The organism is Streptomyces sp. URMC 124 (genome assembly GCF_051386455.1).
GTDB lineage: Bacteria > Actinomycetota > Actinomycetes > Streptomycetales > Streptomycetaceae > Streptomyces.
In genome coordinates this window covers 1-23,153 of record NZ_JBPQTS010000123.1, presented here as the reverse complement: position 1 = coordinate 23,153, position 23,153 = coordinate 1, and the positions used below count along the sequence as shown (strand labels likewise).

Sequence of the window (23,153 nt, the reverse complement as noted above, 5' to 3'; positions counted from 1 at the left end):
CCGGCCGGGGGCCGGTCCTCCTCCAGGGTTGCTCCGGCCCGCGGTTCAGGACGCGGTGACGTCCTGCTGGATGATGCGCTCGACGTTCCGTTCCGCCAGTGCCGTGATGGTGACGAAGGGGTTGACGCCGATGCTGCCGGGGATGAGTGCGCCGTCCGTCACGTAGAGGTTCTTGTATCCGGCGACCCGGCCGTAGTCGTCGGTGGCCTTGCCCAGCACGCAGCCGCCGAGCGGGTGGTAGCAGAAGTCGTCGGCGAAGGCCTTGAGCTGCTTGCCGAAGAGGTCGTACCGGTACATCGTGGTGTTGGCCTTGTTGATGCGGTCGAACAGCGACTTCGCGGCGGCGACCGCGGGCGCGTTCTGCTCCCGGGTCCAGCGCAGGTCCGCGCGGTCCTTGGCCGCGTCGTAGACGAAGGTGCCGCGCTCGGGGTTCTTGGTGATGGCCAGGTAGAGGCTGACCCAGGTCTCCACGCCCGCCGGCATGGGGGCGATCTCGGCGAAGACCGGGGCGTCCTTGTTGTCCCAGTCGTCGATGCCGAGGGCGGGGATGGAGGACTGCTTGGTGCCCGTGGGGTTCCACATGTGGTTGGCGCGGGCGGTCATGATGTTGCCGTTGGGGCCCCAGCCGCCGCCGATCTCGGAACTGAGGTGGGGCAGGGCGCCGGTCTCCCGGGCCCGCAGGAGCAGTTCGGTCGAGCCGAGGCTGCCGGCGCCGAGGAAGAGGTGGCGGCAGGAGATCTCCTTGGTGGCGAGCAGCTTGCCGTCGGCGTCCTTCTGCTCGACGGTCAGCAGGTACGTGCCGTCCTTCTGCTGACCGATCGTCCTGACCTGGTGCAGGGTCTCGATGGTGACCTTGCCGGTGCCCAGGGCGGCCGCCAGGTAGCTCTTGTCGAGGGAGACCTTGCCGTGGTTGTTGCCGTAGATGACCTCGGCGGCCAGCCCGGACTTGGGCACCGTGCCGTCGGCCTCGCGGCGCATGTAGTCCCAGTCGTAGACGTTGGGCACGAAGGTGGTGCCCAGGCCCGCCTTCGCGGCCTGCTCGCGCGAGACCCGGGCGAACTTGTACCACTCGGTCTGCTCGAACCAGCCCTTGTCGATGTTGCCCACCCGGAGGGTCGCGTTGGCGCGCGGGAAGTACTTGGCGTACATCTCGGCGGCGTCGACCCGGGGCAGCACCTCCTCGAAGTACGAGCGCCGGGGCGTGACGGCCATGCCGCCGTTGACGAGCGAGCCGCCGCCGACGCCGCGTCCGACGTACACGGACATCTGGTCGAAGTTGACCCGGTCCAGGACGCCCGCGTAGGGGTCGATGTCGCGGTTGGCGAGGTCCAGCCACAGGAAGGAGCCCAGCGGGGCCTCCGTGCGAGTCTTGAACCAGCTGGAGCGCTTGTCGGGCTTGAGCATCCCGCTGAAGACGTTGCCGTCCGGGCCGGGCTGGTTCCACAGCTGGCCCATCTCCAGCATCAGCGTGGGGACCCCCGCCTCGCCGAGGCGCAGCGCGGAGACGGCCGCGCCGTAGCCGGTGCCGATCACGACGGCGGGGACGAACGTCCCGCTCCCGCTGCCGGTCCGGGTGGCGGCGGCCGCGCCGGGGGCGGCGATCGTGGTCCGGCCGGCGAGTGCGGCGGCGCCCAAGGCCGCCAGGCCGAGCATGCGGCGGCGCGACAGGGGCTGGTGTGCTACCACGCTGTTTCTCCTGAGCTTTCGGGGAGAGGAAAGGCGAATTCGAGGTCGGGCGGAAGGGCAGGGCCGTGGGATGTCCCGCTGCGGTCCGGTGTCGGCGCCCGTTCGCGCTTATGGACGCTATGGAGAGCGCGCGACCACTGTCAACGGGAACCTGACGGGCCCTCACTAACCCTGTGGGTGCCGGGCCCGGAGGTTCGGTTACCCGAGGTAGGAGGGCTTCGGTTCGGTACGGGCGGCTCCCGGTCAGTCGGCCGCCGGATCCGGCAGCAGGAGGGAGAACACGGCCAGCTCGGACCGTCCGGCGACGCGGAGCTTGCGGTAGGCGCTGGTGAGGTGCTTCTCCACGGCGCGTGAGCTCACTTCGAGCCGTTCGGCGATGTCCTTGTTGGGCAGCCCGTGGGCGGCGAGTCCGGCGACTCTGCGTTCGGAGCGGGTGAGCGCCGCCACCACCGCGGGGGTGCGGGAGCCGGCCGGGTCGGCGAGTTCCCGGGAGGCCCGCTCGGCGATCCACTGCACGCCGCAGGTGACGGCTTGCTCGCGGGCCCGGCGCAGCCGCACCTCGCCCTCGGCGTTCCGGCCGGCGGCCAGCAGTCTCCGGCCGAGGAGCAGTTCGGTGCGGGCCGCCTCCATGGCGTTCACGGAGCCCCCCAGGAGGGCGGCGGATTCGCGCAGCAGCTCGATGCCCCGCTCCCCCGCCGTGGCCGCGCCCCTGACCCGCTGGGCGCGGCCCATGGCGACGGGGGTGCCCCAGGCCACGGCCCGTTCGTACTCCTCGTCGGCGAGGTCGAGGGCGCGCTGGGTCCGGCCCAGCCGGTGCTGCAGCCCGGCCGCCCAGGTGCGCCAGGGGACGAGGGCGGGGTTGCGCCAGTCGGCGCGTTCCGCGGAGCGGCCCCAGTCGAGGACGTACTCCAGGGCCGTGGCCCAGTCGCCCTCGCCGGCCGCGATGGAGCCTCTCAGGAGCTGGAGGGGGGAAGGCCTGAAGTCGTGGTCGGCGGTCTCGCGGTGGCGGGAGAGCAGCCGCCGGGCCAGCCGGGTGTCCCGGCTGTGGACGGTCACCATGACGAGGGCGGCCATGGAGGACAGGGTGGCCCACTCCGTCATGCCGAGTTCGAGGGCTTCCTGGGCGTGGGCCCGGGCCTCCTGCAGGCGTCCGCGGGCCAGCTGGAAGTGGGCGAGTTCGGTGGCGATCACCGCCCTGGGGACGGGAGCGCCCTCCCTGCGGGCGCGTTCCCCCGCGATCATCAGCCAGGGGCCGATGGCCTCCAGTGATTCCGCGGCCACGAGTACGCCGCACAGGTGCGGCAGCGCGGTGTGGACGTGGGAGGGGGCCGCGGGTTCGTGCTGGAGGACGCGGTTGGCCTGGAAGGCCACGTCCGCGGCGGCCATCTGCTGGGTGACGGTGGCGCCGTGCAGGAGGACGGTGACCAGTTCGCGCTCGGCCGCCGTGTGGACCGGAGGCGTGCTGCCGAGGGCGCGCAACCGTTCCGCGCAGCGTCCGATCTCGCCCGGGCCGGCCACGGCGATGTGGCGCAGGCGGGCCTCGAGCCGCAGGGCGGCCTGCCGCTCGATGCCGGTGAGGCCGTCCGGGTCGCCCAGGTCGGCGGCCACCGCGGCGACGGTGTCGATGACCGGCGGGGGGCAGCTGCCGAGCAGGAAGGGCGGGGTACGGGCGGCTGCGAGCGCGCGCCGGGGGGCGGGGAGCAGGAGGAGGGCCTGGGAGAGGTGCCGCAGGGCGGCTTGCGGGTCGGTGTCGCGCTCCGAGGCTTCCAGGTCGAGCAGCAGGGCGGCCCGGTCCGTGCCGGAGGGCGTGCTGCCGAGCAGCGCCCGGCGCAGGTAGCGGGCCGCCTCCTGAGGGGCTCCGCGCCGTCGTGCGGCGGTTGCGGCGGCGCGCAGTACGTCGACGGCCCAGCCTTCGTGGCACGAGGGGACGGCGAGCAGCTGGGCGGCCGCGCGCTCTGCCGGGTGGCCGCCGCTGTACAGCAGTTGCGCGGCGCGCAGGCGCATGTCGTCGTGTTCCGCGGCCGTCATCGATTCCTCGGCGGCCTCCCGCACGGAGGGGTGGACGAAGCGCGGTGCGGGCCCGTCGGTCAGCAGGCCGAGGCGGCGCAGGGACCTCGCGGCTTCCTCGCTGCCGGCGGTGTCGAGCTCCGCGAGGTGGCCGGCCGGTTCGAGACCGGCGTCCTCGTCGAGGACCGCCAGTGCCCTGGCGAGCCGGCGTACCGGTGCCGGCTGGGAGCGCAGGGCGACGGTGAGGCGCTCGCGCAGCGCGACGAGCCGGGTCTCCGGCGCGAAGGAAGGATGCCCGGGCGGCGGCCCGCCCGGGGCGAGGGCGGTCAGGGCCGCGGTGAGGAACAAAGGGTTTCCGCCCGATGCCCGGTGCGAGGAGGCGATCTGCTCGGGGGTGCCGGGGCGGCCCAGGTGGTCGGCGACGAGCTCACCGACGGTCTCCACGGTCAGCGGGGCCAGGTGGAGGAAGGAGGTGGCGCGTTCCATGAGGGCCTGCACCGGTGGTGCGTCTGCGCCCGGCCCGCCTTCCTGCACGCCGACGACCATGGTGGCGCGCAGGTCCGGCAGCCGCTTGGCGAGCGCGCCGAGCCAGCGCAGGGAGGGAGGGTCGGCCCACTGGAGGTCGTCCACGAGGATCAGGAGCGGCTTGTCCGCGCTGTACTCGGCGACGAAGGAGAGGAGTTCGGCGAACCGGTCCGGGCCGGGGACGAGTTCGAGGGCCCGGCAGCCCGGGAGCGGGTCGAGGAGCTGACTGACGACGCCGAAGGGGAAGTCCTGCTCCTGCGGGGCGCAGCCGGCGGTCAGGGCGCGCAGGCCGCGCCGTACGGCGAGCGCGGGCAGCCGTCGCAGCAGGGCGGTCTTGCCGGTGCCGATGCCGCCGGTCACGGCCAGCAGGCGGCCGTCGCCACGGTGGGCGGAGTCCATCGCCGCGGTGATGAGGTCGATTTCGCGTTGGCGTCCGCGCAGCGGTGTCATGAGGTCGCTTTCGGTTGGTGCCCCAGCGCGGCGGCCAGGTCGGGCCGGCCCTGGATGCCCAGCTTGCGGTAGGTCTTGGTCAGGTGCAGTTCGACGGTGCGCGGGGTGACCGACAGCCGCGACGCGATGGCCCGGTTGGGCAGGCCGTCGGCGGCGAGTGCGGCCACCCGTAGTTCGGCGGCGGTCAGTTCCTGCCGGGGCGCCGGCCGGGGGGCGGGGCCGGGCGAGAGCCGCCGGTCCTGCGCACGCGGGGCGGGGGGCCCGCCGCCGCGGGCCCGGCGGCCGCGGCCGGTGGGAGCGGCGGCGCGCGGTGCGGAGCCCGGTGTGCTGCGGTCGGCGGGGTTCGCGGTGCCGGGGCCGGCGGGCGGCGCTCCCCCGTCCGTCGCGGAGCCGGGCCGGGTCCCGGGGACGCCCCATGCTCGTGCCAGGTGCTGCTCCTCGGCGAGGAGTCCGGCGGCCACGGAGCCGTCCGCAGGTGTGCCGCAGGCCGAGGCGGCGACCCAGCGCCAGGGCAGGAAGGCGGGGTTGGTCACCTGCCGGGCGAGCAGCCTGCGCCCGCACTCCAGCAGGTCGGCCAGGGCCTGCTCGCGGTGGCCGCGGGCCAGGTGCAGCCGTCCCCTGGTGTAGAAGAGGAGGGCCCCGGCCAGTCCTGCCGCCGTGCCGTACGGATGTGCCCGGGCGAGGAGCCGTTCGGCTTCGTCCGGCTCGCCCTGTTCGAGCCGCACCAGGGCTTCGAGGGCGATCAGCCCCGGGGTGAGGAACGGGGTCCGGCAGTTGCTGAGCATGGCTTCCTGGGCCCGGTCCAGTGCGTCCCACGCGGCGTCGGGCCGTCCGCGGCCCAGTTCGGCGAGACCGGTGACGAGGAGGGCCAGGCCGGCCACGGGGGGCACGTCCGCGTGCCGGGCGTGGACGAGCACGGCGTCGAGGGCGGTGCAGGCCTCGTCGTGGTCGCCGCTGAGCACCAGTACGTGGCAGGCGGCGACCTGCAGGAGGAGCGGTACGGTGCGGCCGGCGGCCGGGGCGAGGGCCGTACGGGCCAGGCGGCGGGCGAGGCCGATGTCGTGGCCGCGCAGGGCGGTGCGCCAGGCCGCGGCCGCGGCCTCCGCCGCTCCGGCGGGCTGCGGGCCGAGCGGCGGGACCGGAGGGTGGTCCAGCTCGTGGGCGGCTTCCGGCTCGCTCTGTTCGGCGAGCCAGTACAGGGCGCGCAGGGCACCGGCCTGGTCGCCCTCGGGTGCGGCGCGCCCGGCCGCCAGGGCGATCAGCGGCTGGGCGGCGGCCATGTCGCCACGGGCCACCAGGAGTTCGGCGGCGTGCACCCAGGCGGGTGCGGCGGTGCTGTCGGCGGGGGTGAGCAGGGCCTGGCGCAGGTACCGGTCGGCCGTCTCCGGGTCGGAGGGCAGGACGGCGGCCGCGAGTTCGGTCAGCAGCCGGACGCGTTGTGCCGGCGGGGCCGGTTCGCGCAGGGCGCGCCGGAGCAGCCGGGTGGCGTCGGCCGTCCGGCCGGCGATGCGCCGGCGGGACGCCTCGCTGCGCAGGACGCCGACGGCCCAGTCGGCTCCGGCGGGCCGCGCGCCGAGCAGTACGCGGGCCACCACGCTGTCGGGGGCGGCGGTCCAGTACGCCCATGCGGCGGTGCAGGAGTGGAGTTCCTCCCTGTGCTTGACGCTCAGGTCGGCCAGGACGGCCTCGGCCGCCGCCGGGTGGTGGAACGCGGGCCGGTCGCCGGGAAGGAGCAGGCCGGTTCCGGAGAGCCGGGCGAGGGCGCGGGGCGCGGGCACCCCGGTGAGGGCGGTGATCATGGAGGGGGTGCAGTCGGGTTCGGCGACGGCGATGACGCGCAGAACGGCGCGGAGTTCTTCGGGCAGCAGATCGAGGGTGTGGCGGGTGCGCCGGCGGACGGCCTCCGCGGCGCAGTCGGCGAGGTGGGGCAGGTGAGAGGCGGTCGGCCGCCATCCGTGGCGTACGAAGTGGCTGGTGACCGAACGCAGCAGGGCGGGGTTGCCGCCGACGGCGCGCACCGCCGCTCCCAGGAACACCAGGTCGGCCGGGGTGTCCCAGGCCCGGGTGAGGAGGTGGCCGACGGCGGTGTCCGGCAGCGGGTCCAGGGCGAGGGTGTGCCGTGCGACGGCGTCCTCGTCGTCGAGCGGGCAGGAGTCGATGCGGTCGTCGGGTCCGGCGGGGACGACGTCGCAGCGGGAGGTGAGCAGCATCAGGGACGTGCCCGCGAGGCGGCGGCCGAGCGCCTGCAGCCAGCGCAGGGAGGCCTGGTCGGCGTACTGGAGGTCGTCGGCGACGAGGAGCAGCGGCCCGGTGCGGGCCGCGGCGAGGAAGGTGCGGCACAGGGCGGCCCGTTCCGGCTCTCCCGGGCGCTCGTGCCGTGGCGGGGCCGCGGCGTGGCCGCTGCGCGCCAGGGCCCGGTGCAGTGCGGCGGCGAGGCCGTAGGGGACGCCGGACTCCTCGGGGCAGGCCTGGGCGGCGGCGACCGGGATGCCGGCCCGCCCGGCCAGGGCGACCACGCGTGCCAGCAGGGCACTGCGGCCGACGCCGGGCGGCCCGTGCACCTCGGCGAGCACGGGCCGGCCTCCGCGCAGCTGCTGCAAAGCGGCGGAGAGCAGGGCCTCTTCCTGTTCGCGGCCGGTGAGCGGTGAGGCTGCGCCCGGGTCGTCGCCGGGGGTGCGGAGGGCGGGCTGCGGGGTGGTGATCGGTGACATGGCGGTGCTCCCGGTCACCGGCCCGTCGCCTGCAGCCCGGCGGTGCGCAGGCCGCCGGGGAGCTCGGTGCGGCCCCGTACGCCGAGCTTGCGGTAGACGTTGGTCAGATGCATTTCCACGGTCCGGGTGGTGATGAACAAGGTCTCGGCGATCTTCTTGTTGCTCGCTCCGTCGCGGGCCAGGGCGGCCACGCGGCGCTCGCTGCCGGTGAGGGAGTCGAGGGGGCTGGCGGCGAGCTGCGCCATCCGTCCGCCCGCGGTGACCAGCAGTCTGCGCGCGATGCCGGCGAGCAGGTGGTATCCGCAGTGGGTGGCCCTTTCGATGACGCGGCGCAGATGGCGGCGGGCGCCGTCGGTGTCGCCGTGGCGCAGCAGTTCGTGGCCGAGCTGGAATTCGGCTTTGCAGTGCTCCAGGCGGGCCGGGGAAGAGGCCAGGGCGTCCACCGAGTCGCCCAGCAGCCGCAGCCGGGTCCGGCCCTCGGCGACGCAGGCCGCGGCGAGCAGGCCCAGGCCGAGGGCGCGGGGGGTGCCCCAGCGCCGGATGCGCGGCCGGACCTGCTCGACGATCTCGGCGGCCTCGGCGGCCCGGCCGAGGCGGGCGAGGGTGGTGGTGGCGGGCAGCCACCAGGGGGCCAGGAGCGGATTGGCCACGCCCGCTTCCTCCAGGCCGCGTCCGCACCTCTGCCACGCCGTCAGGGCGCCTTCCAGGTCGCCCTGCTGGCGCAGGGCGCGTCCCCGGGCGTAGAGGTAGTGGTGCCACTCGAAGAGGCGGCGTTCGAGCGCGACGTCGGTGCTCACCAGGTGGTCCAGCACGGCGCACGCCTCGGTGGTCCGGCCCGCGGAGACGAGGGAACTGCCCAGGGCGATGTGGGCCATGGGCACGGGGCCGGCCCGCCCGTCCCGCTCGGCCAGCACGACGGCGGCACGCGCCTGCCGCAGGGCGCCGGCGATGTCTCCGGCGTCGTGGAGGGCGACGGAGCGGCCGGCCAGCGCCGGGACCCGTACCCGCACGCCGTGGCGGGCGAGGCCTCCGGTGTAGGAGCGCTCCAGGCCTGCCAGCGCCTCGTCGACGGCGTCGGCCAGGCCGAGCACGGTGGAGGGGCCGAGGACCCACCAGCCGGCGGCGGGGGCCGCGTCCTCGACCCGTATCGCCTTGCGGGCGAGGTCGGCCACCTCACCGGCCGGCCTGCCCTCCAGGCAGGCCATGACGCTCATGGCGGCCAGCAGCTGGCGCTCTGCGGGGCTGTCGCCGTGCGGCAGCGTCCAGGTGAGGGACCGCTCGCGGGCGGCGGACATGGCCGTCGTGTCGTTGAGGGCGGTGAACAGCAGGGCCGAGGCGACGGTGGTGCGCAGTTCGCGGTCGGCGGGCCCGGGGTCGGTGCCCAAGTGGGTGTCCAGGGCGTCCAGGACGTCTCCGAGGGTGCGCGCCGCGTCGGCCGCCTTGCGGGTCCCGGCGGCCGAGAGGCCGTACTCCACGGCGATGGCGGCCTTCTCCCGGGCGTCCGGGGCGGCGGCGAGGGCCTGGTGCAGGTGGCGCAGCGCGGACGCCGGTGCTGTGGGGGCACAGGCTCGCGCCAGTTCCCGGTGGACGTCCTTGCGGTCGGTGACCGTGAGCCGGGCCGCCAGGGCGCGCCGCAGGCAGGCGATCGCGTCCTTGGTGGCGGCCCGGCCGGGTGACGCGGCGATGGCGTCGCGCAGCACGGCGAGCATCCACGGCTCGTCGATGCGCTCCAGGAAGACGAGCTGGCCGACGACCTCGGCCGCCGGCCGTCCGGCGTCGTTGAGCAACCGGGCCGCCCGGCCGCGCAGTTCCTGCAGGGTTGCGGCCTGCAGGCCGGCCAGGACGGACCGGCGGAGGGGATCGCGCATCGCCGGGGCGCGCCCTGCGGGGGCGACGGCCTCGAACCGGCGCAGCACGCCGAGGGCGGTCTCCACGTGCCGGGCGGGGACGCCCGACAGTGCGCCCAGCAGGTCGGGCTCGGCGCGGCCGAGGACGGCCAGGGCCGTGGCCACCTGCTGTACGGGGTGGGGCTGGAGGGCCAGGAAGTCCGGGATCAGCGAGGCGAGGATGCCGCGGTGGACCGCCGGCAACCGGCGCAGGCCGCCGCGGTCGGGGCGGATCCCGGTGGTGCGCAGCGCGGCGAGCAGCCGCCCGAGCAACTGCGGGTTGCCGCCGCAGATCTCCGCGCAGCGCCGGGCGAAGAGCGGGTCCACGGGGCCGCCCAGCACCCGGCCGGCCATCCGGGCGGTGCCGGACTCGCTCATCGGCCCCAGTTCCAGCAGCGTGCAGCGGTCCTGGGCCGGCAGTTCGGCGAGGGCGGCCGTACCGGGGCCGTCGGTCTCGGTGCGCTGGGCCAGCAGCACGAGGAAGGGGCGTGCGGCGACTCTGCGCAGGACGAAGCCGAGACATCGCAGAGACGTTTCGTCACACTCCTGGGCGTCGTCGAGGACGATGGCCAGCGGGCCGTCGGCCAGCAGGTCGAGGACATGGCCGTACAACCGGCGGCAGTGCGCGTACAGGTCGGCCGGGGGCTCGGCGGGGTCCACCGCCGCGTGCCCGGTGGGGCGGGTCAGCACGTCGACGACCCGGCCGGGTGCGGAACCGCCGCGGAGGGTGCGCACGGTGAAGCCGTCGGCTCGCAGGCGGGTGGTGAGGGCGGCCAGCAGGCTGCTTCTGCCGATTCCGGCCGGGCCCCGGAGCAGCAGGCCCTGCGCGGTCCCCGCCCGGGCGCGGCCGGCCTGCCGCAGCACGCTGTTCAGTTCGGCGGAGCGGCCGACCAGGTCCTGGAATGACTCGTGACGCGTCTCGGTACTGACCGCCAAAGCGTTCCTTTCACGAAGCCTGACGCGTCCTCGCACGGCGAGCGGCGCGATGGCAGCCGGCCCTCGCGGGAGCCGGTCGTACATGATCCAATCGAGATGACACTAAGTAACGGGACGGAAGAGTTCCACTCATCTTTGAGTCAGAACGCGGGCATTGTGGCCGATTTGCCGCTGGTCGCGGAGCGGAGGCGAGAAGGCGCGCCCGCTCACTTCACGAAGTCCTCCACGACCTCGGGCGGCCACGTCCCGACCTTGAGCACGCCCATGGAGTAGGCGCGGGAGACCAGCGCGGCCCGGTTGGGAACCTTCAGCTTCCGCAGCAGACAGGTCACGTGGTACTCGACGCCCTGGCGGCTCAGGTAGAGGCGCGATGCCAGGGGGACGGTGGAGACGCCGGCGGCGATGCCCTCGAGGATGCGGGCGTCCATCTCGGAGAGGATCTTCTTCCGGTTGGTGACCACGCGCGTCTCTTCGGCGTCCCGGGTCGTGGGCATCATGACCAGGATCGCGGTCGTGCCGGGCAGGCCGCCGCGCACCGCGACCGCAGTCAGGGGGACGGTGAAGGGCGGTTCCTCACCGGGGCCCACGGCGATGACGGGGGTGACGAAGCGCTGGTGCTTGCCCTCCAGCAGGTGGGAGAACTGACGCATCAGCGGCTGCCGGACGCTCGGGTGCACCACGTCGCGGAAGCTGCGGCCGCATATCTCCTCGGAGGAGCCGTTGAACTGCCGGAAGAACTCCTGGTTCGCCTGCTGGATGGTCAGGGCCCTATCGAGGCTCGCCATGCACAGGCCCGGGTGGTCGGGCTGCCGGTGCGTGTCCGCGTACCGTCCCCGGCTGCCGAGCGGCGTGTCGTGAGCCAGGGGACGGGCCGGATCAATGGCGAGGGGAGCTGCATTCGACAAGGGAGGGATCCCTTTCAGGAAATTCCGTAGGGAGTGAAATCAATTGGAGGCTAGTGAGCGGCGGGACCGGGGGTCAACGACAGCCCGGCAGGGCCTCTCTAAAGCTGCGGCTCCACGGCGATGGTTCGGTACCCGGACCACCCCCACTACGGGGGTTCGGTACGGTCGAAGTCACGCCAGCACCCTCGTCTTTCACGCCACGCTTGCAGTTCTTTTTTACTCCCCATGCGCGGACTATTACTTCACGATTACACGCCGGTAAAAACTCGTCGGTCTTTTCTCCCCGGCCGCACCCCCGTCATGCGCGTGGGGGCCGCAACCGTTCGCACGGTTGCGGGCCCCACGGCTCTTCGGCCCATCCGGCCCACCGGCTCAGTCGCCGGAGATCGTGACCGCCTGGACCGGGCAGGCCATCGGAACGTCGTGCACGCGCGGGTCGCCCGCCCCGTCCTCGTGGCCCGGGAGCAGGGCGACGACCGCGTCGTCGTCCTGGGTGAAGACGCCGGGCGCGGTCATGACGCACTGGCCCGAACCGATGCACCGGTCGCGGTCGATGGTGATGCGCATGGCCCCCGCCCTCACCAGGTCACGGGGAGCTCGACCGGGCCCTGGGCGTCATGACCCGCCTTGATGGGCACCTCATCGACCGGTACGGCCAGCCGCAGGCCCGGGATGCGGGTGACGAGCGTGCCGAGGGCGATCTCGATCTCGGCACGGGCGAGGTTCTGCCCGAGGCACTGGTGGATGCCGTGGCCGAAGCCGACGTGGTGGCGGGCGTTCCGCCGGATGTCGAAGGTGTCGGGGTCCTCGTACGCCTTGGCGTCGCGGTTCATCAGGGAGATGGAGACCACCACGGCGTCCCCGGCCTCGATGGTCTCGCCCCCGACCTCGATGTCCTCCTTGGCCATCCGGACCATGTAGTCCGAGACGGAGGTGAACCGCAGCAGTTCCTCGACCGTTCCGGAGAGCAGGGCGGGGTCGTTGCGCAGTGCGTCGAGCTGCTCGGGGTGCTGCAGGAGCGTGAGGGCGCCGAGGGCGATCGCGTTGACGGTGGTCTCGTGGCCGGCCACCAGCAGGACCAGCGCGATCATGACCACCTCGTTGTGGTCCAGTGCGCCTTCTTCCAGCTGACGCGCTATCAGCTCGTCCAGCAGGCCGTCGCCGGGATCGGCCTGCTTCCTCTCGACCAGGCCGTGCAGGTAGCCGTAGAGCGCGGCGAAGGCCGCGTCGGCCTCGGCCGACGTCGCGGCGCCCACGAAGTCGCGGGAGCGCTCCTCGAAGAAGTCGTGGTCGCTGTAGGGGACGCCGAGCAGCTCGCAGATCGCCATCGAGGGCACGGGCAGGGCGAAGGCCGACACCAGGTCCGCGGTCGGCCCCTTCTCCAGCATGTCGTCCAGCAGCCGGTCGACCAGGTCCTGGATCAGGGGGCGCATCGCGGCCATGCGCTTGACGCCGAAGCTGGGGATGAGCATGCGCCGCTGCCGGGCGTGCTCGGGGTCGTCGACGCCGATCAGCGGGAACGCGAGCCCGCCCCGGTCCTCGGTGCGCCGGACGACGACGGGGAAGACCGGGTGGCCCCAGTCGGAGGACAGCCGGGGATCGGCGAGCAGCGCGCGTCCTTCGGCATGCCCCGTCACCATCCACGCCGGGCGGCCGTCGAACAGCTCCACCCGCGCCAGGGGGCCCTCTCCCCGCCCGTCCGCGTAGGCCTTCGGAGGCTGGTACGGGCAGGTCCGGTCCTGGGGGAAGGCGAGGTCCGGCGACCCGGCGGAACGGATATCGGTCTCGGTCATGTCGTGCCTTTCAAACGATCGGCGGAGCCATCAATATTTTTTACGGGCGAGTAAATTCAGTCCGTCGGCAAAGCCTTCGCGGTCCGGTCAACGCCTGGTCGTTCAAAACCGCATGTTCGGAAGGCTATGCGCCCGGCAGTAGGGCAACCCCTAGTGTTCGCAGCAGGGCGACCCGTACTGTTCGCGGCCTTCCGGATCCTCCGCCGCCCGGAGCCGGAAGGTGAGCAGCGCCCGCGGAGCGCGGGCGCTGCTCACCTCGTGGATTCACCGGCCCTCGGGGGTCACCAGGTGACGGGGAGCTCGTGCACGCCGTAGAAGACCATGTCGGTGCGGAAGCGGAGCTCCTCCACGGGCTTGGCCAGGCGCAGGGTCGGGAAGCGGCGGAAGAGGGTCTCGAAGACGATCTGCAGCTCGATCCGGGCGAGCTGCTGGCCTATGCACTGGTGGGCGCCGAAGCCGAACGCCAGGTGCGGGGCGGGGCGGCGGGTGATGTCGAAGCGCTCCGGGTCCTCGACGAAGGCGGGGTCGAAGTCGGCGGCCAGGACGTGCGCGACGACCTGCTCGCCCTCGGCGATGCGCACGCCGCCGAGCTCCACGTCCCGCGTGGCGACGCGCTCGCCGCCGAACTGGCCGATGGTGAGGTAGCGCAGCAGCTCCTCGACCGCGTTGCCGATCAGCGAGGGGTCCTCGCGCAGCAGGGCCAGCTGGTCGGGGCGGTCGAGGAGCAGCGCCGCACCGAGACCGATCATGCAGGCGGTGGTGTCGTGGGCGGCGATCAGCAGGGTGCCGGCCGCGTTCATCAGGAACATGTCGTCGACGACGCCGTCGGGGTCCTCGGTGGTGATCAGCGCCGAGATCAGGTCGTCGCCGGGGTTGGCCTTGCGCTCCTGGACGAGTTGGTAGAGCAGCCCGCCCAGGCGCATGCCGGCGGCCTCGGTGGCGGCGACGTCCTGGTCGACGCGCATCATCGCCTCGGCGATCTCCTGGAACTCCGCGCGCCGCTCGACCGGAACGCCGAACAGGTCGGAGATCACCATGGAGGGCACCGGGTTGGCGAAGGTCTTCACCAGGTCGACCGGACCGCCCTGCGTCTCGATGGCGTCGAGGTGCTCGTCGACGATGCGCTGGATGTTCGGCCGGAGCGCCTGCATGCGCCGGACGGTGAACTCCTTGGCGAGCAGCTTGCGGTCGGCGGTGTGGTCGGGCTCGTCCTGCCACAGCAGGCTGCCGCGGCCGGGCTTCTGGGTGACGACGCCGTCCTGGGTGTGCAGGGCGTGGGGCACCCGGACGCTGAACGAGGGGTCGCGCAGCAGGGCACGGACCTGCTCGTAACCGGTCACCAGCCAGGCCTCCTGGCCGCTGGTGAAGGTGGCCCGGGTCACCGGGGCGGCCTCCCGGACGCCGGCGATGCCGTCCGGCGGCAGGAACGGGCAGCTGCGGGCCTTCGGGACGGCGGGGGCGGCGGTGGACTCGGACATGACTCTCCTTGCGCTTGCTGGTGTGATGTGGGGCCGGGAGGGCTCGTACGGCGGGGCCGTCAGGCGGCGGGCAGTTCGAGCGTCGTCTCGCCGCGCCGGGGGGCGTTCACGAGGGCGGCCATGTTCCCGGAGGGGTGCACGTTGTCGTGCATCATCTGGTGCATGCGCCCGATGTCCTCGAAGCCCTCGCAGGCGGACAGGCAGGGGTCGAGCCTGCCGGCGCCGACGAGGTTGATGACCTCGCGGCACTCGCGGGTGCCGGCGTAGTGCGAGCCCTGCAGGCGCTTGGAACGCATCCACAGGTGGCGCAGGTCGACGTCGCCGTTGTAGCCGGAGGTGCCACCGCAGATGACCACCATGCCGGCGTTGTCGCACAGGTACATCGAGGTCGGCAGGGTGTCCTGGCCGCTGTGCTCCAGCACGATCCGCGGGGACTTGCGCTCGCCGAGGATCTCCCAGATCTTCTTGCCGACCCCGCGGGCGCCGCGCAGGAACCGTGCGGACCCCTCGGCGTCGCCGACGTCCGGCAGCCGGCCCCAGTGGTCGAACTCGCGGCGGTTGATGGTGCCCTCCGCCCCGAGGGCGCGGCAGTACGCGGCGCGGTCCTCGTCGGAGACCACCGCGATCGGGATGCCGCCGGCCAGCCGGACGAGCTGGATGGCCATCGAGCCGAGGCCGCCGGCTCCGCCCCAGATCAGGACGGGGTCCCCGGGGCGGACCGTGTTGCCCTGCCAGCCCATGAGCTGCCGGTAGGCGGTGGGCCCGGTGAGCAGGAACGCCGCCGACTTCTCCCACGACAGGTGGGCGGGCTTGGGGTGGCACTGGTACTCGTCGACGCGGCAGAACTGGGCGAAAGAGCCGTAGTTGGTCTCGTACCCCCAGGCCTTGATGCTCTCCGAGACCAGGGGGTCGGTGCCCATCCGGATGTCCTCGGCGGTCTCGTCCCACTGGCCGCTGGTGACGAGCACGTGGTCGCCCACCTTGACGTTGCGCACGCCCTCGCCGACGGCCCAGACCACGCCGGAGGCCTCCGAGCCGCCGATGTGGAAGTCCTCGGGCTGGCCCTGGCGCTGCCGCATCCCGATGACGTCGACCGGCGTGCCGAGCGAGGACCACACGTTGTTGTAGTTGATGCCGGCGGCCATCACGTAGACCAGCACCTGGCCCCGGCCCACGGCGGGGGTGTCGACGACCTCGGTGCGGAACGCCTGCTTCGGCTGGCCGAAGCGGCTCTGCCGGATCACCGAGGCGTACATCTGCGGCGGGACCTCACCGAGCGGCGGGACTTCGCCGATCTCGTAGAGCGCCTTCGTCATGTTTCTCTCCCACATCTGCTCTGTCCGGTTCGGGGGGCGCGCGGCGATCGCGGGGATCGCGGGCCGGTCATGCGGTCGTTGCGTCCGGAGGGGCGGCGGAGGCGGACGGATCGGTGAGGGCCTCCGCCAGCCAGGACTCCACCGCCGCGGCGGTGGTGCCGGCGTGGTCCTCCATCATCGAGTAGTGGTTTCCGGCGACTTCGACGATCGTGTCCACGTGCTCGGGCGGTGCCGCGCGTCCGTCGCCGCCGTCCGCGGTGGCGCCGGACGGCAGGGGCTCGCTCGCCCGGACGAGCAGGGTCGGCGCGGTGATCCGCGGCGCGGCCCAGTCGTCGAACAGGCGCATGTAGCGGCCCATGGCGGTGAGCTGTTCGCCGCCGGACCTCATGAAGTCCAGGCGCTGCGACTGCGCTTGGGCCATGGCGTTGAGCACCTGGTGGTCGAAGGGGACCTCCAGGCTGAAGCTGTCGACCATCACCACGGCCGCGGGCTTCTCTCCCATGGCCTCCAGGCGGGCCGCCACGCCGTGGGCGATCCAGCCGCCCGAGGAGTAGCCGAGCAGGACGACGGGCTTGCCGCCGGAGCGTTCCCGCACGGTCTGCGCGTGCAGGCGGAGCACGGCGTCCACGTCGGCCGGGAGGGGCTCGCCCTTCTCGTAGCCGGGGTGGGTCAGCGCCCATAGGTCGAACCGGTCGCGGAGGGGTGCGGCGAACCGCGCGTACTGGTGCGCCCCGGCCGGTACGACGTACGGCGAGAAGCACATCAGCGCGAAGGGACCGTCTCCTTGCGAGAACCGCACGGGGGCGGGCGGCTGGGCCAGTTCCTCGGGCCGCTCGAAGGAGGGCCGGAAGCGGGACGCCTCCATCAGCATGCCCATGGCCTCGGCGGCCGTCCCGTTCTCGCTCGCATGCTGGTAGAGCTGCACCAGCATGTCGGCGGGCCGCTCCTCCGCGGCCCCGCGGCCGGCGCCCCGGAGCTGCGCCAGCAGGTGCTTGGCGAGCCTGGCCGGCGTGGGGTGGTCGAAGGCCAGTCCGGCGGGCAGCTTGAGGCCGGTGGCCGCCGCCAGGCGCCGGCGCAGGTCGATCGCGGTGAGCGAGTCGAAGCCGAGCTCCAGGAACTGCGCGGTGGGCAGGACGTCTTCGGCGGACGCGTGGCCGAGGACCACGGCGCTCTGGGAGCGGATGTGCTCCAGCAGCCGCTCCTCCTGCTCGGCCGGGGCGAGTCCGGCCAGTGCGCTCGCCAGCTCCCCTCCGGCGCCGGTCTCCTCGTCTGCCGCCCGCTCCGCTTCGAGGAGCCGCCGGACGTCCGGCAGGTCGGCCAGCAGCGGGCTGGGCCGTCCCACGGTGAAGGCGGGCAGGAACTTCTCCCAGTCGATCGGGGCGACGGTCAGGGCCGCCTCGTCGTGCTCGACGGCCTGGTGTAGGGCGGAGATCGCGAGCTCGGGGGCCATGAAGCCCAGGCCCCGCTTCTCGCCGCGCTCCCGGACCGCGTCGTCGACCATGCCGCCGCCGTCCCAGCCGCCCCAGGCGACCGAGGTCGCGGTCAGGCCGCGGGCCCGCCGCCGCAGCGCCAGGGCGTCGAGGAAGGCGTTGGCGGCGGCGTAGGAGGCCTGGCCGCCGCTGCCCCAGACGCCGGCGCCGGAGGCGAAGAGGACGAAGGCGTCCAGTGCGCGGCCGTCGAGCAGTTCGTCGAGGTGGGCGGCGCCGGTGACCTTGGAGGCCGCGGCGTCGGCGAACTCGTCGAGGCCGGCGTCGGCCAGCACGGACGACCGTGCCGTGCCGGCGGCGTGCAGGACCGCGGTGAGCGGGTGCCGGGACTCGATGCCGGCGAGCAGTCGTGCGAGTGCGTCGCGGTCGGCGATGTCGCAGGCGGCGATGGTGACCTCGGCGCCCAGGGCGGTCAGCTCCGCGTGCAGTTCCTGCGCGCCGGGGGCGTCGGGCCCGCTCCTGCTGGTGAGCACCAGGTGCTGTGCGCCCGCGCCGGCCAGCCAGCGGGCCAGGTGCCGGCCCACGCCGCCGGTCCCGCCGGTGACCAGGACCGTGCCGCGGGGCCGCCACGGCGTGGCGGGTTCGGCGTCGGCGGGCCGTGCGCGGACCATGCGGCGGCCGAAGACGCCGTCGGCGCGTACGGCGAGCTGGTCCTCGTCGTGCTGGGCCAGCGCGCCGGCCAGGCGGCGCAGGGCGTGCTCGTCCAGTTCCTCGGGCAGGTCGACGAGGCCGCCCCAGCGCTGGGGCAGTTCCAGCGCGGCGACGATGCCCAGGCCCCACAGCTGTGCCTGGCCGGCGTCGCGCAGCGGGTCGGACGCGCCGGTGGACACGGCGCCGCGGGTCGCGCACCACAGGGGTGCCCGGACGTCCAGGTCGCCGAGCGCCTGCACCAGGGTGACGGTGGCGCCGAGGCTCGCGGACAGCGTCGGGTGGGCGGGGTGCCGGCCGGGGGCGAGCCCGAGCATCGACAGGACGCCGGCGGGCTGTTCGGTGCCGAGTTCCTCGGCGAGCCGGTTCGCGGCGTCCGCGCGGTCGCAGTCGACGGGGAGTTCGACGACGCGCACCTTGGCGCCGTGGGCGCCGAGCACGCCGACGACGCAGGGCGCCCACTCCTCGTCCGCCAGTCCGGCGGGGAGCACGGCGAGCCACAGGCCGTCGAGGCCGGGGTCCGGGTGGTCGGTCAGCTGCCGGAAGGAGACGCGGTAGCGCCAGCCGTCCACCGTGGACCTCTCGCGGCTGCGCCGGCGCCACGCGGAGAGCACCGGCAGCGCGGGGGCGACGAGGGCGGCGTCGTCGGTCCCGAGTTCACCGGCGAGCGCGGGCAGGTCGGCGTCCTCCACCAGTTCCCAGAACCGGGCCTCGGCCGGGTCGGCGCCCGCGAGCACCGGGTCGGCGCTTTCCAGCCAGTACCGCTGCCGCTGGAAGGCGTACGTGGGCAGGTCCACGCGCTGTGCGGGATGCCCGGCGAAGGGGACCGTCCAGTCCACGTGCACGCCGCTGACGTGCAGTTCGGATACGGAGCGCAGGAAGCGGTCCGTGCCGCCCTGGTCCCTGCGCAGCGAAGCGCCGGTCACGGCTTCGGCACCGGCCTCCTCCGCGATCTCCTGCACGGCGCCGGCCAGCAGCGGGTGCGGGCTGCACTCGACGAATACGCCGTGCCCGTCCTCCAGCAGCGTCCGCACGGTCCGCTCGAACTCCACCGTCTGCCGGGCGTTGCGGTACCAGTACCCGGCGTCCAGAGCGGTGGTGTCCAGCAGCGTGCCGGTCACCGTGGAGTAGAAGGGGACGTCCGCCGCGCGGGGCGCGACCGGGGCGAGCAGCTCCAGCAGTTCGGGGCGCAGGCCCTCGACCTGGGCGGAGTGCCCGGCGCCGGTGGCGCCGCGGACCTTGCGCACGCGCACGCCCTCGCCCTGGAGCTCCGCCAGGAGGTCGTCGACCGCGCCGGGTTCCCCGGTGACGGTCAGGGCGGCGGGCCCGTTGACGGCGGCGACCGACAGCCGGTCGCCGTACTTCTCCAGCCGGGCACGGACCTCTCCGGCGGGCAGGGCGACCGCGAGCATCGCGCCCTTGCCGATCAGCTTGGTGAGCGTGCGGCTGCGCAGGGCCACGATCCGGGCCGCGTCGTCCAGGGTCAGCGCCCCGGCGACGTACGCGGCGGCGACCTCGCCCTGCGAGTGGCCGACGACGGCGGCGGGCGTCACTCCGTGGGAGCGCCACAGGGCGGCCAGCGACACCATGACGGTGAACAGCGCGGGCTGGGCGACCTCCACGTCCTCCAGGCCCGGTGCGCCCGGCACGGCGCGCAGGACGTCGAGCAGCGGCCAGTCGAGGTAGGGGGCGAACGCCTGGGCGCAGGCTTCGGCCTGCTCGGCGAAGACCGGTGAGTCCTCCAGCAGGTCGCGGGCCATTTCCGTCCACTGCGAGCCGTGGCCGGGGAAGACGAGGACGGCCTTGCCGGAGGCCGTGGCGGCGCCCTGGACCACGTTGTCCGCGGGTTCGCCGTCGGCGAGCGCCGCGAGCCCGGCCCGCAGCTCGTGCCGGTCGCGGCCGACGACCACGGCCCGGTGCTCCAGCTGGGTGCGCGTGGTGACGAGGGCGCGGCCGACGCCGGGCAGGGAGATCCCTTCGGTGCGGTCGAGGTGGTTCAGCAGCCGGCGGGCCTGGTCGCGCAGGGAGTGCGGGGTCTTCGCGGACAGCGCCCACGGGAACACCTGGGCGGGCCGGGTGGCGCCGTCCTGGGCTGCGGGGGCCTGCTCGTCCTCGGCGGCGGTCGCGCTCTGCGGGGCCTGCTCGATGATGGTGTGGACGTTGGTGCCGCTCATGCCGAACGAGGAGACGGCGGCACGCCGGGGCCCGCCCCGGTCGGGCCAGGCGGTCTGCTCGGTGAGCAGGCGCACGGTGCCGCCGGACCAGTCGACGTCCGGGGTCGGCTCCTCGACGTGCAGGGTCTGCGGCAGGACGCCGTGGCGGAGGGCCATCACCATCTTGATGACGCCGCCGACGCCCGCGGCCGCCTGGGAGTGGCCGATGTTGGACTTCAGCGAGCCGAGCCACAGCGGCCGGTCCGCCGCGCGCTCCTTGCCGTAGGTGGCCAGCAGCGCCTGCGCCTCGATGGGGTCGCCGAGCCGCGTGCCGGTGCCGTGGGCCTCCACGGCGTCGACCTCGCCCGGGACGAGCCGTGCATTGGCCAGTGCCTGCCGGATGACCTGCTGCTGGGCCTTGCCGCTGGGCGCGGTCAGGCCGTTGGAGGCGCCGTCCTGGTTGATCGCGCTGCCGCGCACCACGGCCAGGACCTCGTGCCCGTTGCGGCGCGCGTCGGACAGCCGCTCGACCAGGACCAGGCCCACGCCTTCGGCGAAGCCGGTGCCGTCGGCGGACGAGGAGAACGCCTTGCAGCGGCCGTCGGCGGACAGCGCGCGCTGCCGGCTCGACATCGTGAACGCGGACGGGCCCGCCATCACCATCACGCCGCCGGCCAGCGCCATCGAGCACTCGCCGCCTCGCAGCGCCTGCACGGCCAGGTGCAGGGCGGTCAGCGAGGAGGAGCACGCCGTGTCGACGGTGACCGACGGACCTTGCAGGCCGAAGGTGTAGGAGAGCCGCCCGGAGATCACGCTGGCCGCGTTGCCGCTGGGAATGTAGCCCTCGACGCCGTCGGGCACCTTGAGCGGGCGCCCGGTGTAGTCCTGGTAGCCGGAGCCGACGAACACGCCGGTGGCGGTGGAGCGTACGGAGTGGGGGGCGATCCCGGCGCGTTCGAAGACCTCCCAGGCGGTCTCCAGCAGCAGGCGCTGCTGGGGGTCCATGGCGACGGCCTCGCGCGGGCTGATCCCGAAGACGGCGGGGTCGAACTCGTCCGCGTCGTGCAGGAATCCGCCGTGGGTGGTGTAGCTGGTGCCGGGGTGGTCCGGGTCAGGGTGGTAGAGCGCCTCGACGTCCCAGCCGCGGTTGCCGGGGAAGCGGGTGATCGCGTCGCGGCCGGAGGCGACCAGCTCCCACAGGTCCTCGGGTGAGCGCACGCCGCCGGGGTAGCGGCAGGCCATCCCGACGATGGCGATCGGCTCGTCCGGCGCCGCGGCGGCGTCCGCCGGGGCCGTGGCCTGCGCGTCCTGCCCGCCGGTGAGTTCGGTCAGCAGGTGGGCGGCGAGGTCCGCGGCCGTCGGGTGGTCGAAGACGAGGGTCGTGGGCAGGGCGAGACCGGTCGCCTCGTTGATCCGGTTGCGGAGTTCCACCGCGGTCAGGGAGTCGAAGCCGAGGTCCCGGAAGGGCCGGTCGGCCTCGACGGCGCCCGCTGTGCGGTGGCCGAGGACGGCGGCGGCGTGCGTGCGCACGAGGTCCACGAGGGTGCGTGCGCGGTCGTCGTGCGTCAGTCCGGCCAGGCTCGCGGCGAGCGCCCCAAAGCCGCGGTCCGCCTCGGGGACCTCCTCCTCGGCGAACGTGGCGCGCACTGCGGGGAGGTCGCCGAGCAGCGGGCTGGGGCGGCCGAGGGTGAACGGCACGATGAAGCGCGACCAGTCCACGTCGGCCACGGTCACCGCGGTCTCGTCGCGGTCGAGGGCGTGCTGCAGGGCGGTGACCGCCGCTGCGGGGGGCATCGCGCACAGGCCGCGGCGGCGCAGCCGCTCCTCGTCGTCCCCGTCCTCGACCATGCCGCCGCCGGCCCAGGGGCCCCAGGAGACGGCGGTCGCGGTGCGGCCGCGGTCGCGGCGCAGCCGGGCGAGCCCGTCCAGGAAGGCGTTGCCGGCCGCGTAGGCGGCCTGGCCGCCGCTGCCCCAGACGCCGGAGATGGAGGAGAAGAGGACGAAGGCGTCGAGCTCCTGATCGCCCAGCAGCTCGTCGAGGTGGGCTGCTCCGCCGGCCTTCGCGGCGAGCGCGGCGGCGAAGGCGGCCGGGCCGGTGGTGTCCACCATGCCGGCGTCGGCCACACCGGCGGTGTGGAAGACGGCGGTGACGGGGTGCTCGGCGAGCAGGGCCGCCACGGCGTCGCGGTCGGCCACGTCGCACGCGGCGAGCGTGACGCGGGCGCCGAGGGCCTCCAGTTCGGCCCGCAGGGCGCCCGCGCCCGGGGCGTCCGCGCCGCGGCGGCCGGCGAGGACGAGGTGCTCGGCGCCGCCGCGTGCGAGCCAGCGGGCCACGTGGCCGCCCAGCGCGCCCGTGCCACCGGTGACCAGGACGGTGCCCCGGGGGCGCCAGTGGCGGCCGGCCGGGCGGGCGGGGGCGTGGGCGAGGCGCCGGGCGAAGAGGCCGGAGGCGCGGACGGCGAGCTGGTCCTCCTCCCACCGGTCCGTCAGCGCCCGTGCCAGCACGCCGGCGAGGCGTGCGGCGGCCTGGTCGTCGACGGTCTCCGGCAGGTCGATCAGACCGCCCCAGCGCCGGGGCAGCTCCAGGGCGGCCGTGCGGCCCATGCCCCAGACCTGGGCGTGCCGGGCGTCGCGCACGGTGTCGGAGCCGCTCACGGCCACGGCGCCCGAGGTCAGGCACCACAGCGGGGCGTCGGTGCCCGCGTCGCCGAGGGCCTGGACGAGAAGCAGGGTGGGCAGCACGGGGTCGCCGGTGACGAGCAGGGACAGCACGCCGTCGACCGGTCCGAGCCCGGCGATTTCCCCGGCCAGCCCGGCGCGGTCGCTGCCGGCACCGACGACCAGGGTCTTCAGGACGGCGCCGCGGTCGGTGAGCGCGGTGCGGACCGCGGCGATCTGCTCGTTCTCCTGCTCCGGCACGGCCAGCAGCCAGGTGCCGCCGGGGCCGGAAGGAGCGGTCTCGCCGAGGCGCTTCCACGTCTCGCGGTAGCGCCAGGTCTCGGTGGCGGACTGCTCCTTGCGCTGCCGCCGCCACGACGACAGCCGCGGCAGCACGTCGCCGAACGCGTCGTCGGGGGCGACGTCCAGGGTCGCGGCGAGGGCCTGCAGGTCCTCGCGCTCCACGGTCTCCCAGAACTCCGCGTCCGCCGGGTCCACCGCCGCCTCGGCGGCG

Annotated in this window: 9 protein-coding genes and 1 pseudogene; all 10 read right to left on the bottom strand. The window is 74.4% G+C overall.

Going from position 1 to position 23,153, the window contains the following annotated elements:
- Positions 1-45: 45 nt before the first annotated feature.
- On the bottom strand, positions 46-1,653 hold the full coding sequence (locus ACSNOG_RS23350) for a GMC oxidoreductase (RefSeq protein WP_436754656.1): 1,608 nt from the start codon (positions 1,651-1,653) through the stop codon (positions 46-48).
- 276 nt (positions 1,654-1,929) lie between these two features.
- Complete coding sequence (locus tag ACSNOG_RS23345; protein ID WP_436754654.1) at positions 1,930-4,668, bottom strand: ATP-binding protein; 2,739 nt, start codon at positions 4,666-4,668, stop codon at positions 1,930-1,932.
- Complete coding sequence (locus ACSNOG_RS23340) at positions 4,665-7,379, bottom strand: AAA family ATPase (protein WP_436754653.1); 2,715 nt, start codon at positions 7,377-7,379, stop codon at positions 4,665-4,667. Before ACSNOG_RS23340 ends, ACSNOG_RS23345 begins: the two co-directional genes overlap by 4 nt.
- Positions 7,380-7,393: 14 nt before the next feature.
- Positions 7,394-10,201, bottom strand: a complete 2,808-nt coding sequence (locus tag ACSNOG_RS23335; protein WP_436754652.1) for a LuxR C-terminal-related transcriptional regulator — start codon at positions 10,199-10,201, stop codon at positions 7,394-7,396.
- Between the two features lie 206 nt (positions 10,202-10,407).
- Positions 10,408-10,986 (bottom strand): LuxR C-terminal-related transcriptional regulator, encoded by a 579-nt coding sequence (locus tag ACSNOG_RS23330; RefSeq protein ID WP_436754655.1) that lies wholly within the window; start codon positions 10,984-10,986, stop codon positions 10,408-10,410.
- Between the two features lie 492 nt (positions 10,987-11,478).
- Positions 11,479-11,673, bottom strand: a complete 195-nt coding sequence (locus ACSNOG_RS23325) for a ferredoxin (RefSeq protein WP_436754651.1) — start codon at positions 11,671-11,673, stop codon at positions 11,479-11,481.
- An 11-nt stretch (positions 11,674-11,684) separates the two neighbouring features.
- Positions 11,685-12,899, bottom strand: coding sequence for a cytochrome P450 (locus tag ACSNOG_RS23320; protein ID WP_436754650.1), 1,215 nt, complete (start codon positions 12,897-12,899; stop codon positions 11,685-11,687).
- 281 nt (positions 12,900-13,180) lie between these two features.
- Complete coding sequence (locus ACSNOG_RS23315; RefSeq protein WP_436754649.1) at positions 13,181-14,377, bottom strand: cytochrome P450; 1,197 nt, start codon at positions 14,375-14,377, stop codon at positions 13,181-13,183.
- A gap of 59 nt (positions 14,378-14,436) precedes the next feature.
- Positions 14,437-15,693 carry a crotonyl-CoA carboxylase/reductase gene (ccrA, locus tag ACSNOG_RS23310; RefSeq protein ID WP_436754648.1) on the bottom strand — a complete coding sequence of 419 codons (1,257 nt, stop codon included), beginning with the start codon at positions 15,691-15,693 and terminating at the stop codon, positions 14,437-14,439.
- A gap of 67 nt (positions 15,694-15,760) precedes the next feature.
- Positions 15,761-23,137 (bottom strand): annotated as a pseudogene (locus tag ACSNOG_RS23305) (type I polyketide synthase); the annotation flags it as partial.
- Positions 23,138-23,153 lie beyond the last annotated feature (16 nt).